At 26.3% G+C, this 17,030-nt stretch carries 11 protein-coding genes, 3 tRNA genes and 1 rRNA gene; 11 read left to right on the forward strand and 4 right to left on the reverse strand.

Annotated elements, in window-relative coordinates:
* Positions 1 to 48 precede the first annotated feature (48 nt).
* Positions 49 to 504, forward strand: a complete 456-nt coding sequence (fabZ, locus tag D9V74_RS01110; RefSeq protein ID WP_158362504.1) for a 3-hydroxyacyl-ACP dehydratase FabZ — start codon at positions 49 to 51, stop codon at positions 502 to 504.
* Positions 505 to 526: 22 nt separating this feature from the next.
* Positions 527 to 4,021, forward strand: a complete 3,495-nt coding sequence (gene dnaE, locus D9V74_RS01115; RefSeq protein WP_158362506.1) for a DNA polymerase III subunit alpha — start codon at positions 527 to 529, stop codon at positions 4,019 to 4,021.
* Positions 4,022 to 4,151: 130 nt separating this feature from the next.
* Here the strand turns inward: dnaE and D9V74_RS01120 are convergent, their stop codons facing one another.
* Positions 4,152 to 5,879: a proline--tRNA ligase gene (locus D9V74_RS01120; protein ID WP_158362508.1), complete on the reverse strand. Its 1,728-nt coding sequence runs from the start codon at positions 5,877 to 5,879 to the stop codon at positions 4,152 to 4,154.
* 365 nt (positions 5,880 to 6,244) lie between these two features.
* Between D9V74_RS01120 and flhB the strand changes: the two genes are divergently transcribed.
* Positions 6,245 to 7,393: a flagellar biosynthesis protein FlhB gene (gene flhB, locus D9V74_RS01125; RefSeq protein WP_158362510.1), complete on the forward strand. Its 1,149-nt coding sequence runs from the start codon at positions 6,245 to 6,247 to the stop codon at positions 7,391 to 7,393.
* Complete coding sequence (gene flhA, locus D9V74_RS01130; protein WP_158362512.1) at positions 7,386 to 9,476, forward strand: flagellar biosynthesis protein FlhA; 2,091 nt, start codon at positions 7,386 to 7,388, stop codon at positions 9,474 to 9,476. The genes flhB and flhA overlap by 8 nt, the downstream gene beginning before the upstream one ends.
* 102 nt (positions 9,477 to 9,578) lie before the next feature.
* Here the strand turns inward: flhA and argS are convergent, their stop codons facing one another.
* A complete protein-coding gene (argS, locus tag D9V74_RS01135; protein ID WP_158362514.1) occupies positions 9,579 to 11,309 on the reverse strand; it encodes an arginine--tRNA ligase in 1,731 nt (576 codons plus the stop codon).
* A gap of 395 nt (positions 11,310 to 11,704) precedes the next feature.
* On the opposite strand from argS, the gene D9V74_RS01140 reads away from it, so the two are divergent.
* The 3 genes from D9V74_RS01140 (at position 11,705) to D9V74_RS01150 (ending at position 13,477) form a co-directional block, all read left to right on the forward strand.
* Positions 11,705 to 13,260: ribosomal RNA gene (locus tag D9V74_RS01140) — 16S ribosomal RNA — on the forward strand.
* A 54-nt stretch (positions 13,261 to 13,314) separates the two neighbouring features.
* A tRNA-Ile gene (locus D9V74_RS01145) sits at positions 13,315 to 13,391 on the forward strand.
* 13 nt (positions 13,392 to 13,404) lie between these two features.
* Positions 13,405 to 13,477 (forward strand) — tRNA-Ala (locus D9V74_RS01150).
* On the opposite strand, the gene gloB is transcribed toward D9V74_RS01150, so the two are convergent.
* Positions 13,459 to 14,229 (reverse strand): hydroxyacylglutathione hydrolase, encoded by a 771-nt coding sequence (gloB, locus tag D9V74_RS01155; RefSeq protein ID WP_158362516.1) that lies wholly within the window; start codon positions 14,227 to 14,229, stop codon positions 13,459 to 13,461. The two genes, D9V74_RS01150 and gloB, sit on opposite strands and share 19 nt — an antisense overlap.
* 51 nt (positions 14,230 to 14,280) lie before the next feature.
* A complete protein-coding gene (gene rnhA / locus D9V74_RS01160) occupies positions 14,281 to 14,751 on the reverse strand; it encodes a ribonuclease HI (RefSeq protein ID WP_158362518.1) in 471 nt (156 codons plus the stop codon).
* A gap of 58 nt (positions 14,752 to 14,809) precedes the next feature.
* Here rnhA and dnaQ point away from each other — a divergent pair, with 58 nt between their 5' ends.
* The 4 genes from dnaQ (at position 14,810) to gpt (ending at position 16,879) form a co-directional block, all read left to right on the forward strand.
* The gene (gene dnaQ / locus D9V74_RS01165; protein ID WP_158362519.1) at positions 14,810 to 15,538 is read left to right on the forward strand and encodes a DNA polymerase III subunit epsilon; all 729 of its coding nucleotides are present in this window, start codon (positions 14,810 to 14,812) and stop codon (positions 15,536 to 15,538) included.
* 61 nt (positions 15,539 to 15,599) lie between these two features.
* Positions 15,600 to 15,673: transfer RNA gene (locus D9V74_RS01170), tRNA-Asp, on the forward strand.
* Between the two features lie 52 nt (positions 15,674 to 15,725).
* Entirely contained in the window at positions 15,726 to 16,310 is a 585-nt protein-coding gene (gene lpcA / locus D9V74_RS01175) for a D-sedoheptulose 7-phosphate isomerase (protein ID WP_158362521.1), read from the forward strand.
* Between the two features lie 101 nt (positions 16,311 to 16,411).
* Positions 16,412 to 16,879: a xanthine phosphoribosyltransferase gene (gene gpt, locus D9V74_RS01180; protein WP_158362523.1), complete on the forward strand. Its 468-nt coding sequence runs from the start codon at positions 16,412 to 16,414 to the stop codon at positions 16,877 to 16,879.
* Positions 16,880 to 17,030 lie beyond the last annotated feature (151 nt).

The following is a 17,030-nucleotide window of genomic DNA, read 5'->3' on the forward strand; positions in this document are numbered from 1 at the left end:
TAATTTAATATTATATAAATAAATAATTCAAAATAAGGTTAATTATATTTGAATATTAAATTTAATACTTTAAATATTAAAAAAATTTTTAAAATTCTGCCTCATCGTTATCCTTTTTTATTAATTGATCGAATTTTAAATTTCAAAAAATTTAAATATTTAAAAGCAATAAAAAACTGTACTATCAATGAACCATATTTTCAAGGTCATTTTAGTAAAGAACCAATTTTTCCTGGTGTTTTGATTATTGAATCTATGGTTCAAGCCGCAAGTGTTTTAATATATCAAAGCACAGGAGAATTAAAAATTAATAAGTTATATTATTTTGTAGGAATAGATAATGCACGTTTTAAAGAAATAGTTATTCCCGGAGATCAAATGATTATAGAAGTTACTCTTTTACAATCTAAAAGAAATCTTTTAATTTTTAGAAATATTGCAACAGTTAATAAAAAAGTAATTTGTAAATCTAAAATTATATTTGCAAAAAAATGTTTGTTATAAAAATATTAATTTCGGATAATATATGAATGAACCAAAATTTATTCACTTACATGTACATAGTGATTATTCAATTATTAATGGGTTATCAAAACCTGAAGATTTAGTAAAAAAAGCAGTATCTTTAAATATGCCAGCTATTGCAATAACTGATTATAATAATTTATACGGTGTAATTAAATTTTATCAAATAGCTCATAAACTAGGTGTAAAACCTATTATTGGTATTACAGTGAATTTTTTTTCTAATTTAATAAAGAATGAATTAACTAGATTAACTTTGTTAGCTGCAAATCAAGAAGGATATAAAAATTTAATTTTGTTGATTTCTCATGCATATCAAAAAGGATATGTTGATAACAACAATGTAACTATTGAAAAAAAATGGTTATCCGAAATTAATAAAGGATTAATATTACTTTCAGGAGGTTGTCAAGGAGAAATTGGAAAAATTTTAATACAGGGAAAATCATCGCTTATATCTCATTGTTTATCTTTCTATCAAAGATATTTTCCTGATTCTTATTATTTAGAATTATGTCGTACAAAAAGAGAGAACGAAGAAAAATATTTAAATTTAGCAGTAGATTTATCTATCTCTACAGATATTCCTGTTGTTGCTACTAATGATGTTTGTTTTTTAAATAAAGAAGATTTTTATATTCATAAAATTAGAATTGCTATTAATGAAGGTGAAACATTAAAATATTCAAAAATTCAAAATAATTATAGTAATGAGCAATTCTTAAAAAGTTCACAAGAAATGTGCGATCTTTTTTTAGATTTTCCAGAAGCGTTAATTAATAGTGTAGAAATTGCGAAACGCTGTAATGTTTTTATAAATTCTGGGAAATATTTTTTACCACAGTTTTTTACTGGTCATACAAGTGTTCAAAATTATTTAATTGAAAAGGCATATAAAGGTATTAAAAAACGTTTAAATATTTTATATGATATTAAAAAAATAGAATATAAAAATATATATAATCAATATAAAAAACGTTTAGACATGGAATTAAATGTCATTAATACAATGGGTTTTCCGGGATATTTTTTAATTGTTATGGAATTTATACAATGGGCAAAAGATAATAATATCCCAGTAGGTCCTGGAAGAGGTTCTGGAGCAGGTTCTCTTGTCGCATATGCACTAAATATTACTGAAATTGATCCACTATCTTTTGATCTTTTATTTGAGAGATTTCTAAATCCAGAACGTGTTTCATTACCTGATTTTGATATCGATTTTTGTATGGAAAAACGTGATAAAGTAATTGATCATGTTGCAGAGATATATGGTAGAGATGCGGTAGCACAAATTATTACTTTCGGTACTTTAACAGCGAAAGCTGTGATTCGAGATGTCGGTAGAGTTTTAGGATATCCTTATGGTTTTCTTAATAAATTATCTAAATTGATTCCTATGGATCCAGGTATTACTTTAAATGAAGCTTTTTCTCAAGAATTAGAATTATCTAACCTTTATAAAAATAATGAAGATGTAAAAAATTTAATTAATTTTTCTAAAAAACTTGAAGGTGTAAATAGAAATGTTGGTAAACATGCAGGAGGAGTAGTTATTTCACCTACTAAAATTACCGATTTTTGTCCTTTATATTGCGATGAAAAAGGAAATAATCCAGTCACACAATTTGATAAAAATGATATAGAATATATAGGATTAGTTAAATTTGATTTTCTTGGTTTACGTACATTAACTATTATTAATCATGCAGTGGAAATGATTAATATTAAAAAAAAAATTAATAAACAACAAAAAATTAATATTAATGCTATTCCTTTAAATGAAACTAAATGTTTTGAGTTATTAAAAAATTCTGAAACTACTGGTATCTTTCAATTAGAATCTTATGGGATGAAAGATTTAATCAAAAGATTACAACCAGATTGTTTTGAAGATATCATTGCATTAGTAGCTCTTTTTAGACCAGGTCCTTTACAATCAGGTATGGTTGATAATTTTATTAATCGAAAACATGGACGAGAAAAAATTTCTTATCCTGATCATCAATGGCAACACGAATTATTAAAACCTATATTAGAATCAACATATGGTATTATATTATATCAAGAACAAGTTATGAAAATAGCACAAGTATTAGCTGGTTACACATTAGGTAGTGCAGATATTTTAAGACGAGCAATGAGTAAAAAAAATTTAAAAGATATGTCGAAACAAAGAGTGATATTTGAAGCAGGAGCATTTAAAAATGGTATTAGTAAAAAACTATCAAGAAAGATTTTTGATTTATTAGAAAAATTTGCAGGTTATGGATTTAATAAATCTCATTCTGTAGCTTATGCTTTAGTGTCATATCAAACATTGTGGTTAAAAACACATTATCCTTCTGAATTTATGGCTGCGGCTATGACATCTGATATAGATAACACAGAAAAAATTGTTGTTTTGATTAATGAAGCTATTAACATGAAATTGAATATTATACCGCCAAATATTAATTTAAGTAATTATGAATTTTATGTTAATGATGAAAATAGTATAGTATATGGACTTGGAGCTATTAAAGGTATAGGAGAGAATTCAGCGAAAGATATTGTTCAAGAGCGTAAAAAAAATGGTACATTTCAAGATTTGTTTGATTTTTGTATGCGCATAGATTTTAATAAATTTTCTCGTAGAGTATTAGAAAAATTAATTATGTCTGGAAGTTTTGATTGTATAAATAAAAATCGTAATTATTTATTACAATCAATTAATGATGCTATAAAAGCTTCAAAAGAATCTTTAAGAATTAAACATTTTAAGCAAGATAGTCTATTTGGTGTTTTCAAAGATGAGTTAGATCAAGTAAAAGAAAATAATTTTGTTGAAAATAATTTTTCTGAAAAAGACCAGTTAGAAAATGAATATCAAGTCTTAGGTTTTTATCTTACTGGTCATCCTATTAATTATTACATAGAAGAATTAAAAAACTATGTTAATGATTTAACATTATCTGATTTAAAATTTATTAAAAATAATAAAAAAATTTTAGTTGTTGGAATAATAGTGTCTATTAAATTTAAAATTACAAAAAATAAAAATCGTATAGCTATTGTAATATTAGATGATAATACCAGTCGTTTAGAAGTATTAATTTTTACAGATTTATTGAATTCACATGAATCTTTATTAAAATTAAATAATATTTTATTTGTCCATGGTATTTTTAATGTGAAATGTGTATATAAAAAATTTAAGATGACAGCTTATAATTTGATTGATTTAGATGAAATGAGAGAAAAATATATAAAAAAATTAAATATTATATTAAATAAAGAAAAAATAGATACTTTCTCTCTAAATAAGTTATGTGAATGTTTAAATCAACAAAAAAAAGGAAATATTCCTATTTTTATTTCTTATTATAACAAAAGTACATTATTAAATTTAGAATTACATAAAAAATGGTCAGTAAAAATTACTGATGATTTTTTATATAAATTACAACTAATTTTAGGGGCTAAACAAATAGTATTAGAATATAATTCAATATAATTAATTTTGAGTAAATAAATAATAAAATGTAAATAAAAATTAAAAATATAAATAAATATTAACATATGTATGAAATGAGTATCGAATAAATTTTTATTAAAAATTTATATATTTTTAGTAATAAATTATTTTAAGAATATTTTTTTTTTATTTTTTGATTAATATAATCTACTATATCATTGATTTTTATTAAAATATTTTTTTTATTTTTTCTTTCACAATATTCAATATTATCATTATTGATTAAATTTTGACTGATAATAATTTGATGCGGGATACCCATTAAATCCATTTCATTGAACATAACACCTGGTCGTATATTGCGATCATCTAAGATAACATCTATTTCTTTTTTCTTTAAATTTTGATATAGAAGATATGCTATTTCTTTTATTTTATTAGATTTATACATATTGATAGGTAAAATAACCACTTCAAATGGTGCTATAGAAATAGGCCAAACAATACCATTTTCGTCATGATTTTGTTCAATAACAGCTGCTACAATACGGTTAATTCCAATTCCGTAACATCCCATATAATAATTTTTTTTATTACCATTTTTTGTTTTAATAAATGTATTCATTATTTTAGAATATTTTTGACCAATTTGAAATATATGTCCAATTTCAATACTTTTTTTGATATTTAAATATCCTAAACCATCAGGACTTAAATCTTTTTCTGTCACTTTTCTAATATCTTTTATAATAGGAACACGCAAATCAACATTCCAATTGACATTAATGAAAAAATGATTCTTATTATTTGCACCAATAGTAAAATTTTTCATATTATATACAGATACGTCTGCAATAATAGGCATATTCAAACCTAAAGGTCCTAAGAATTTTTGGCTAACTCCTGTTAACGAAAAAACTTCTTTTTCGTTTAGTAAGATGACAGGCGTATCTGATATATTAATTTTATCTATTTTAAATAAATTTAATTCATGATCACCACGTATGAGTAATGCAGTAACTGATCTAATATTTTGATTATTTGTATAAACTAAAATAGTTTTAATTTGATTTTTTAATGGAATACAAATCTCTTGTGAAGAGATAATAGATTTTTTCTTTTCTAAGTGATTAGATTCTAATTTATATTTTTTTTTGTTTTTAAAAAAGTTTATTGTTTCCATAGATTGTGCCATATTCATATTTGAGGAATATGATCGATTATTAGAGAAAACGATTTCATCTTCTCCATTTTTAGAAAAAGCTTGAAATTCATGCGATAAATTTCCTCCCATAGAACCAGAATCAGCTTTAACGACACAAAAATCTAATTGTATTTTTTTAAAAATTTTCACATAAGCTATGTAAAATTTATTATAAGTATTTTCTAAACAATCTTTTTTATAATGAAAAGAATATGCATCTTTCATAGTAAATTCACGTGTTCTAATTATCCCGAAACGTGGTCGTATTTCATCTCGAAATTTATTTTGTATTTGATATACAATTACTGGTAATTCTTTATATGAATAAATTTCAGAACCAATAAAATTTGTGATCATTTCTTCATGAGTAGGTCCTAAAATAAATTGATTTTTATGACGATCAGACAATTTAAATAATTCTTCTCCGTATATATTGAATCGTCCACTATTTTTCCATAATTTTTGAGATTGTATTATAGGCATGGATATTTCTAAAGCATTGATATTTTTCATTTCTTGTCTGATAATGTTTTTAATTTTTTTTAGTATTCTAATGCCTGTAGGTAACCATATGTAAAAACCTGAAGATGTTTTCCTAATTATTCCACTTTTTAACATTAGTTGATGACTAATAATTTTTGCTTCATAAGGTATATTTTTTAAAGTTAGTAATAAATATTGGCTAGTAAGCATATGTTAAATTCTCATTCATAAAAATTTTTTCATGAAACATTGATATATTATATGATAATTTTTACATGATAGTTTGTATGATATATAAGTGTATAAAAAAGTTAGATATAATTAATATATATGATTTTGTAAAAATAAAAAATTAATTTTTTATGAAATATTTTATTTAAATATATTTTTTTAAATGTATGTATTAATTAAGTTTAAAAAACCAAATTTAGATTTTTTGTATTACTAAAATTTAGATTTCTTGTATTACTATGTATTAGTATATTATATCATTAATAAAATTCACTTGTTTTTTTTTTCATACAGAGGTTTAATAAAATTTTTATATATCATATATTGGTCAAAAGTATTGAGAAATGAATCATAATATACATGAAGAAAAAACAGAAAATCCTACAGAGCATCATATTAAAAAAATTCAAAAAAAAGGTAAAACAAAATATTCTAGAGAATTAAATTCTTTTTTAATTTTATTAGTTGGATTTTTAAATGTATGGTGGTTTAGAGACGTTATTGTATTTAATTTTAGTCGAATTATTATAGATAGTTTTAATTTTAATAGAGATACATTATTTAATTATAATATTTTATTAAAAATATTTTTATCTTTAGAAAAAATATTTTTTATTTTTTTGCTGTTTTTTATTTCTTTACTTATTGTAATTCTTATACCTCAAGTAATATTTAGTGGAATTAAATTTAATATTAAATCATTAAAATTTGATTTAAAAAAATTACATCCTGGAAGTGGTTTAAAAAGAATTTTTTCTTCTCAAACATTTAGAGAATTTCTTAAAGTTTTACTTAAATTGTTTTTAGTTATTATTATATCTTTATGGTACTTATGGTTATCATTTTCTAAAATATTATTTTTAATTTATCAAAATTATTTATCTGCTGTATTAGACGGTTTTAATATTATTGGTACTTGTTATTTTTTAATTATATTAGGTGTAATACCAATGGTTATATTTGATATTTTGTGGCAAGAATTTAATTATTACAAAACATTAAAAATGACTCGTGGAGAAATAAAAGAAGAATCTAAAGAACAAGAAGGACATCCAAATATAAAAATGCGGATTCGGCGAGAAATGAAAGCTGTAATTCGTAGAAGAATGATAAAAAATATCCCTAAAGCAGATGTAATCATAACTAATCCTATACATTATTCTGTTGCTCTTCAATATGATGAAAAAAAAATGAATGCACCTAAAGTTATAGCTAAAGGTGTAGGTGAAATGGCTATAAAAATAAAAAATATAGCTTTAAAACATAATATTTCTATAATTTCTTCACCATTGTTAGCTCGTTCATTATACCGTTATTCCGAAATAGGACAATATATTCCTGGTGCTCTTTACAAAGCTGTGGCAGAAGTTTTAGCATGGGTTTGGAAAGTACGAAAATGGAAAAAAGAAGGTGGTGTCTTTCCTGAAAAACCTAATAATATATTGATTCCATCAGAATTAAATATGACAGGAGATTATAATAATCATGATTAATTTTGCTTCTTTTTTTCGTATTTTTAAACACTTAAAAACTATTGAATGGCAAATATTTGCTGGTCCAATACTTATCTTAATGATTTTATCAATGATGGTTGTACCATTAGCGCCTTTTTTTTTAGATATTTTTTTTACTTTTAATATTGCATTATCTATAATTATTTTACTTGTATCTATGTTTACACGTAAAACATTAGATTTTATTGCATTTCCAACAATTTTATTGTTTTCTACATTATTGCGTTTAGCCTTAAATGTAGCTTCTACTCGTATTATTTTTTTAAAGGGTCATATGGGGACCAATTCAGCAGGAAGAGTAATTGAATCTTTTGGTCATTTTTTAGTAGGTGGGAATTTTGCTATTGGTATAGTAGTATTTATAATATTAGTTATTATTAATTTTATTGTCATTACTAAGGGAGCTAGTCGTATTGCTGAAGTTGGTGCGCGATTTATATTAGATGCAATGCCTGGTAAACAAATGGCCATTGATGCTGATTTAAATGCAGGTTTGATTGGTGAAGAACAAGCTAAAAAACGTCGAATCAAAATAACACAGGAAGCTGATTTTTATGGTTCTATGGATGGTGCTAGTAAATTTGTACGTGGAGATGCTATTGCTGGTATTTTAATTATGATTATTAATATATTTGGAGGTTTAATTATTGGTTTAATACAACATAATATGTTGTTGGATAAAGCTATAGAAGTTTATACATTATTAACTATTGGTGATGGTTTAGTTGCCCAAATTCCTGCTTTAGTAATTTCCACTGCAGCTGGTGTAATTGTAACACGAGTCAGTAGCAATCAGAATGTTGGCGAGCAAATGGTGAGTCAATTATTTTATAATCCTCAAGTTATTTTATTAAGTGCGATGGTTTTAGGTACTCTTGGTTTAGTTCCTGGAATGCCAAATATGATATTCCTAGTATTCACAGTTTTATTATTGATTCTTTCTTGGTGGTTATATGAAAAAAAATATAGTTTAGAAAGTGATTTTTTAGATTCCAACACAAAATATAAATTAATACATGATTCTATTGCAGAAGCATCATGGAATGATGTGGAATTGGAAGATCCGCTTAAAATAGAAATTGGTTATAAACTTACACCGATGGTTGATGTAAATCAAAAAAGTAATTTGTTAGATCGAATTCGTATAGTACGTAAAAAAATTGCTCAAGAAATTGGTTTTTTACCTCCATTAGTACATATTAAAAATAATATGAATTTATCAGGCAATACTTATCGTATATTTATTAAAGGCGTAGAAGTAGGCCAAGGAAAATGTTTTTATGGTCGTTATATGGCTATTAATTCAGGTAGAGAAACAGAATCTTTACCGTTTGAAAAAGTATATGAACCTACTTTTGGTTTATCTGGTTATTGGATTGATGAATCATTTAAAAATGAAGCACAAAAAAAAGGTTATTCTGTTATAGAATCTAGTGTTTTAATTTCTACGCATTTAAACTTTTTAATTTCTAATCATATTGATGAATTATTTGGTCGTCAGGAAGCTCAACAATTATTAGATTATATTAGTAAAGAAATGCCAAAGTTGACTGAAGATTTAGTTCCTAATATAATTAATTTAACTATCTTACATAAAGTTCTGAAAAATTTATTATTAGAAAATGTTCCAATACGTGATATGAGAACTATTTTAGAAACATTATCAGAACATGCAGATATGCAAAAAAATCCAAATGAATTAACTAGTATTGTTCGAATAGCATTAAGAAAAATTATTATACAAAAGCTGTTTAATAAAAAAGATATTATTGAAGTAATGGGGCTAGAATCAAATTTAGAAAAATTATTATTAAATAGTATGAAATCATCAGGTACAGATAATCTAGAACCTACTTTATCTGAAAATTTACTAATAAAAACAAAAGAAGCTATAAAGAAACAACTCTTAATAGGTTCTCCTCTTGTATTATTAGTTAGTCATCCTTTAAGATATTTTTTATCAAAATTTTTACGACACAGCTTTCCAGAATTAACTGTTTTATCTCAATTTGAAATAATAGATGTAAACAAAATAAAAATGACAAATGTTATAGGTGCTTAATAAAATATAGTTATTTTTTTTATGCAGATGGGTGTGGTGGTAAGTAGTGCATTTTAGTACTACATTATTTCCTCACCTTACTGTTTTATAATAATGATATTTTTACATTTTTTTAACTATTTTTATACCTAATATATTGAGTCCTTTCTTTAATGTTTTTGCTGTTAAAATAGATAATTTCAATCTGCTTTTATAAATTTTAATTTTTTTTGAAAATAATATAGAATAGTTTTCATAAAAATGAGAAAAGATTGTTGCAAGTTGATAAAGATATTTACATAAGAGATGAGGTGTACCTTTTTCAGAAATTAATATAATTATTTCTTCAAATTCTAATATTTTTAAAGCTAAAATAATTTCAATTTCTTGTTGTAAAATAATTTTTCCTTTCAGCTGGTGAATAGGAATAATAGATTTTTTTATAATAGAAGAAATTCTGGTATAAGCATATTGTATGTATGGCGCTGTATTTCCTTCAAAACTTAACATTTCATCCCAATTGAAAATATAATTAGTATGTCTATTTTTTGATAAATCAAAATATTTTACTGAACTAACGCCTATAATTTTTGCTAGTGGAATTAATTTTTTTTTAGATATATTAGGTTGTTTCTTTTTAATTAAAAATATAGCTCTTTCTATAGATTCATCTAAAAGTTCTGCAAGTTTAATAGTATTACCATCTCGAGTTTTAAAAGGACGTTTATTTTTTGCTAACATCATTCCAAACATATGATGTTCTAATAATAAATTTTTAGGTATATAATTAGCCTTTTTTGCAATTATCCATGCTTGTATTAAATGTTGACTTTGACGAGCGTCAGTATAATATATAATACGATCAGCACATAATTTTTCATATCTATATTTAAAACATGCAATATCAGTAGTAGAATATAAAAATCCTTTATCTTTTTTCTGTATGACAACACCCATAGATTCTCCAGATCGGTTTTTGAATTCTTCTAGAAAAACTATAGTTGCTCCATTTTTTTCAATAGCTATTTTTTTCTTTTTAAGATCTTTAACAATATTAGGTAGCATTTTATTATATAAACTTTCTCCGACAGTATGAATATTTTTTAAAGTGACATTTAATCTTTTATATATCTTATAATTTTCGATCATTGTAATTGATACAATTTTTTTCCAGATAGAACAACAATGTTTATCTCCATTTTGTAGTTTTACTACATATTTTCTAGATTTTTCTGCAAATAATTGATTAGTATCATATGTTTTTTTTGCTTCACAATAATATTTTTCTAATTTTTTAAGAGATAAGTTGCAATTATAGAACAGATTTTTTTTTTCTAAATATGCAATTAACATGCCGAATTGAGTACCCCAATCACCAATATGATTCGCTCGAATGACATTATGACCTAAAAAATCTAATACTCTTGCTGTCACATCTCCAATTATTGTAGATCTCAAATGACCAATATGCATCTCTTTTGCAATATTTGGTGAAGAATAATCTATGACAATATTTTTTGAAATTACGCGATTAATACCTAGACGAGACGAAATAAAAATTTTTTCTAATTGTTTAGAAATCCAGTGACGACGAAGAAATATATTAATAAAACCTGGTTTAGAAAATGTCATTTCTTTATAAATATTTTTTTTGTTAATATTTAATATAATTTTTTGAGATAATTCATATACATCTAATTTTAATATATTAGCTATTTTTATTAAATTGTTAAGTTGATAATGACCGCGTTTTATTTGTTTATTAGGTATAATGATAGGTTTACAATTATTTATATAACCAATATGAATCAAAGCATTTTCGATATCTTTTTTTATTATATATTTTACATTCATTTTAAAAACCTTTATAAGATTATATTTTGAAATACCTTTTAAAAGAATGGAAGATAGTTTTATACAAATTTATTGCATTAAAGATCTAATCTTAATGTAAGATATTATGTATGTTTTTTAGATATATTTAAAATTTTAAATAAATTTATATTTTTATTTTATACTAAATTTATAAAGAATATTTCAAGAAAAATAAAAATTAAAAATTTTGTATAAAAGAGTTGACAATATAATAAAAAAAATGTAATCTCTTAACCTGTAGCTTTGATATAAAAATTTTAAAACGCTCTTTAAAAATATATTAGATAATCTGTGTGGGCACAGACAATTAAGTACAAAATTTATTTTTGTTATTTAAAAAATTTCTTAAAGATTTTTCTTTAAGAAAAGATTTTCAATTGAAGAGTTTGATCATGGCTCAGATTGAACGCTGGCGGCAAGCCTAACACATGCAAGTCGAGCGGCAGCGAAAGAAAGCTTGCTTTCTTGTCGGCAAGCGGCAAACGGGTGAGTAATATCTGGGGATCTGCCCAGAAGAGGGGGATAACTACTAGAAATGGTAGCTAATACCGCATAATGTTGAAAAACTAAAGTGGGGGACCTTTTTTAAATAAAAGGCCTCATGCTTCTGGATGAACCCAGACGAGATTAGCTTGTTGGTAGGGTAATAGCCTACCAAGGCGACGATCTCTAGCTGGTCTGAGAGGATAACCAGCCACACTGGAACTGAGACACGGTCCAGACTCCTACGGGAGGCAGCAGTGGGGAATATTGCACAATGGGCGAAAGCCTGATGCAGCTATGCCGCGTGTATGAAGAAGGCCTTAGGGTTGTAAAGTACTTTCAGCAGGGAGGAAAAAAATAAAACTAATAATTTTATTTCGTGACGTTACCTGAAGAAGAAGCACCGGCTAACTCCGTGCCAGCAGCCGCGGTAATACGGAGGGTGCAAGCGTTAATCAGAATTACTGGGCGTAAAGAGCTCGTAGGTGGTTTTTTAAGTCAGATGTGAAATCCCTAGGCTTAACCTAGGAACTGCATTTGAAACTGAAAAACTAGAGTATCGTAGAGGGAGGTAGAATTCTAGGTGTAGCGGTGAAATGCGTAGATATCTGGAGGAATACCTGTGGCGAAAGCGGCCTCCTAAACGAATACTGACACTGAGGTGCGAAAGCGTGGGGAGCAAACAGGATTAGATACCCTGGTAGTCCATGCCGTAAACGATGTCGACTTGGAGGTTGTTTCCAAGAGAAGTGACTTCCGAAGCTAACGCATTAAGTCGACCGCCTGGGGAGTACGGCCGCAAGGCTAAAACTCAAATGAATTGACGGGGGCCCGCACAAGCGGTGGAGCATGTGGTTTAATTCGATGCAACGCGAAAAACCTTACCTGGTCTTGACATCCACAGAATTTTTTAGAAATAAAAAAGTGCCTTCGGGAACTGTGAGACAGGTGCTGCATGGCTGTCGTCAGCTCGTGTTGTGAAATGTTGGGTTAAGTCCCGCAACGAGCGCAACCCTTATCCTCTGTTGCCAGCGGTTTGGCCGGGAACTCAGAGGAGACTGCCGGTTATAAACCGGAGGAAGGTGGGGACGACGTCAAGTCATCATGGCCCTTACGACCAGGGCTACACACGTGCTACAATGGTTTATACAAAGAGAAGCAACTCTGTAAAGATAAGCAAACCTCATAAAGTAAATCGTAGTCCGGACTGGAGTCTGCAACTCGACTCCACGAAGTCGGAATCGCTAGTAATCGTGGATCAGAATGCCACGGTGAATACGTTCCCGGGCCTTGTACACACCGCCCGTCACACCATGGGAGTGGGTTGCAAAAGAAGCAGGTATCCTAACCTGTTAAAAGGAAGGCGCCTACCACTTTGTGATTCATGACTGGGGTGAAGTCGTAACAAGGTAACCGTAGGGGAACCTGCGGTTGGATCACCTCCTTAAAAATATATACTTTTTTGAAAGTGCCCACACAAATTATCTAATAAAACATTAGCAGGCTTGTAGCTCAGATGGTTAGAGCGCACCCCTGATAAGGGTGAGGTCGGTGGTTCAATTCCACTCAGGCCTACCATATAATATTATCTGGGGCTATAGCTCAGCTGGGAGAGCGCCTGCCTTGCACGCAGGAGGTCAGCGGTTCAATCCCGCTTAGCTCCAAAAATATCTTTTTTCATACGTAAATTCATAAAAACTTTAAAAGAAGTAGTATTTTTAGATAAACCTATATTTTTTTTTAAATTATGTTCATCTGTCCTAAAAAATAAATTAATTTTTTTTTCAAATATTAAATAAGATGGCAAACTAGATTTGCCTATATTTAATAAATTTTTAATTTTTTTAAAATAAAATCTAATTATTTTATCATGTGGTAAAATAAACATAGAAAATTTTAAATTCAATAAAGTATATTCGTGTGCACAACATAAAATTGTATAATCAGGAAGGCGTGAAAGAAATTGTATAGAATAATACATGTCTAAATATTGATTTTTATGAACACTTCCGCATCCTCCAGAAAAAATAGTATCTCCACAAAAAAGATATGGAGGACTATAATAAGAAATATGACCTGAAGTATGACCAGGAGTAAAAAAAATATAAAATATTCTATTCAAAATAACAATCTTATCTCCCTGTCTTAAGATTTTATCAACATAATTTTGTTTAGTTTCATCAGGACCAAAAACAGTTATTTTAGGATAATATTCAATAATTTTTTTAACACCTGATACATGATCTGCATGATTATGAGTCAATAAAATTGCTTGAGGAATCCATTTTTTTTGATCTATTTCTTTTATAATTTCATTCGCACATCCAGGATCTATAATAATACAAAAATTATTGGAGTTTACAAGAATCCATATATAGTTATCAAGTAATACCGGTATTTTTTTTAAAAAAAGCATATTTTTCTCATAAATTGATTGAAATTAAACTTCACTAATTAATAGTATTTTTTAAAAGATATAATTTTCGTAATAATTATCGTTAATAGAAGGATTTTTAGCAGATTTTCGTGCTATTAAATCACATCTTTCATTTTCCCAATGACCAACATGAGCTTTAATCCAAAACCATTCTACTGAATGTCTTTTTAAGGCATTATTAATTCGTAACCATAAATCTATATTTTTCACACTTGTTTTTTTGCTAGTTTTCCATTTTTGTTTTTTCCATGTTGGCATCCAATCAATAACACCTTTTTTTACATATAAACTATCTGTTGTAATTTTTACAAAACAGGGTTGTTTAAGAATTTCTAATCCTGATATAACGGCCATTAATTCCATACGATTATTTGTAGTTAAATAAAATCCTCGAGTTAGAATTTTTTCATTTAATTTATAACGTAATATTACAGCATATCCACCTGCTCCAGGATTTCCTAAACAAGAACCATCTGTAAACATTTTAACTATTTTTAACATAATATAGTTATTCCGAAATTATTAAATTATCTTTAAAACTTCAACAATAAAAAAAAATATGAATACAAAAAGAATTATTATATTAGATACAGAGACAACAGGTATAAATAAAATAAATCTTCCTCATATTAATCATAGAATTATAGAGATTGGGGCTGTAGAAATTATTAATCGTCGCTTTACGGGAAATAATTTTCATGTTTATATCCAACCAGATAGACAAATTGAATCTGAAGCATTAAAAGTTCATGGTATTACTAATAATTTTTTAAAAGATAAACCTTTTTTTAAAGATATTGTTGATAAATTTTTAAAATATATTAAAAATTCTATATTAGTCATTCATAATGCTCCATTTGATGTAGGTTTTATAAATCAAGAATTAAAAATATTAAATCAAAATATTCAAAAAATTGATACATTATGTTCTATAGTTGATACATTAAAAATTGCTAGAAAATTGTTTCCTGGAAAAAAAAATACATTAGATGCATTATGTACAAGATATAAAATTAATAAATCTCATCGAAATCTACATAGTGCTATAGTAGATGCTTACCTGTTAGGTAAATTATATCTTTTAATGACAGGTGGTCAAGAGTCTATGTGTTTTGATGGTATAGTTAATAATCAAAAAATATCTCAAACATTTAAAAAATTTATTCGACCTGATAATATTTCTTTAAAAATATTATATGCTAAAAAACAAGAAATTGATTTACATATAAAATATTTGAAACATATGCAAAATAAAAATTTGTGCTTATGGAAATATTTTTTTTTATAAATACAAAAAAGATTATTGACTGATTTTTTTTAAATATGTACAATATAAATAATAATTACTAGGTGCGGTAGTTCAGTTGGTTAGAATACCGGCCTGTCACGCCGGGGGTCACGGGTTCGAACCCCGTCCGCACCGAATATAAAGTTTGATAATTAAAATGATTTTAAAAATAAACTAAAAATAAATTATGTATAAAAAAATAATTTTTTCTGAATTAAATTCAGCTTTAAAAGTTTTAAAAACATTTTTAAAAGATGATAATCAAATAAATAATATTCAAAAATCAGCTATTTTAATTTCTCATGCATTTAAAAATGGTAAAAAAGTAATATCTTGTGGAAACGGAGGTTCTCACTGTGATTCATTACATTTTTCAGAAGAGTTAACAAGCGTATATCGAGAAAAAAGATGTGGATATCCTGCAATATCTATTTCAGACAGTAGTTATATTTCTGCAGTAGGAAATGATTTTGGATATGATCAAATATTTTCACGATATATAGAAAGTATTGGATGTGAAGGTGATGTATTACTAGCCATTTCAACCTCTGGAAACTCTACAAACGTTATTAAAGCAATAATAGAAGCTAAAAAAAGAAAAATAAAAGTAATTACTTTAACAGGTAATAACGGTGGAAAAATAAATAAATTATCTGATATAGATATTTGTGTTCCTTATTATGGTTATGCAGATCGAATACAAGAAATGCATATTAAAATTATTCATATATTAATATTAATTATTGAAAAAGAAATGAAAATTAATCCGTAATCATTTGATATATTTTTATAAACATATCAAAATTTTATCATTATTTTAAGTAATTTCCACTTTTTAATAAATGCTATTTTATAGTTTCGGAATGTCTTTTTATGAGTGAGAAATATATTGTCACTTGGGATATGCTGCAAATCTATACAAGAAAGTTAGCTATTCGATTATTAGAAAAAATTAATTTTTATAATGGGATAATTGCCGTAAGTCGAGGAGGTCTTGTTCCATCGGCTTTATTAGCCAGAGAATTAGGCATTCGATATGTTGATACTGTGTGTGTTGAAAGTTACAATCATAATTGTTTAAAGAAAAAAAGAAAAATAATTAAACAAGCTGAAGGTAATGGAGAAAAAATTATTGTGATAGATGATTTAGCAGATACTGGTGGAACAGCAAAAATTATTCGTAATTTATATCCAAAAGCGTATTTTGTAACTATTTTTGCAAAACCTATGGGCCGACTATTAGTTGACGATTATATTATAGACATTCCTCAAAATATATGGATTGAACAACCATGGGATATGTCAATATCTTATGTCCCTCCGATTATTTCAAAAATATAAAATCAAGTTAATATCTTAAAAAATATCATATTTCCTAAATTTTTTCTATATTTTTATTTTTAACAATAAAAATTGTTACATGTTAAATTAAAAGGATACTTTTATGATAAATAAAAAAGAAAAAACAATACACAATGAACACAATGAACAC

The sequence above is a fragment of the Buchnera aphidicola (Macrosiphoniella sanborni) genome, assembly GCF_005080885.1.
Taxonomy (GTDB): domain Bacteria; phylum Pseudomonadota; class Gammaproteobacteria; order Enterobacterales; family Enterobacteriaceae; genus Buchnera; species Buchnera aphidicola_AU.

Excerpts from the sequence above, each read along its gene's own strand:
- D9V74_RS01120 (WP_158362508.1), bottom strand. The coding sequence starts at position 5,879 with ATGCTTACTAGCCAATATTTATTACTAACTTTAAAAAATATACCTTAT.
- gpt (WP_158362523.1), top strand. The coding sequence starts at position 16,412 with ATGAGTGAGAAATATATTGTCACTTGGGATATGCTGCAAATCTATACA.
- gloB (WP_158362516.1), bottom strand. The coding sequence starts at position 14,229 with ATGCTTTTTTTAAAAAAAATACCGGTATTACTTGATAACTATATATGG.
- dnaQ (WP_158362519.1), top strand. The coding sequence starts at position 14,810 with ATGAATACAAAAAGAATTATTATATTAGATACAGAGACAACAGGTATA.
- dnaE (WP_158362506.1), top strand. The coding sequence starts at position 527 with ATGAATGAACCAAAATTTATTCACTTACATGTACATAGTGATTATTCA.
- lpcA (WP_158362521.1), top strand. The coding sequence starts at position 15,726 with ATGTATAAAAAAATAATTTTTTCTGAATTAAATTCAGCTTTAAAAGTT.
- argS (WP_158362514.1), bottom strand. The coding sequence starts at position 11,309 with ATGAATGTAAAATATATAATAAAAAAAGATATCGAAAATGCTTTGATT.
- rnhA (WP_158362518.1), bottom strand. The coding sequence starts at position 14,751 with ATGTTAAAAATAGTTAAAATGTTTACAGATGGTTCTTGTTTAGGAAAT.
- flhB (WP_158362510.1), top strand. The coding sequence starts at position 6,245 with ATGAATCATAATATACATGAAGAAAAAACAGAAAATCCTACAGAGCAT.
- flhA (WP_158362512.1), top strand. The coding sequence starts at position 7,386 with ATGATTAATTTTGCTTCTTTTTTTCGTATTTTTAAACACTTAAAAACT.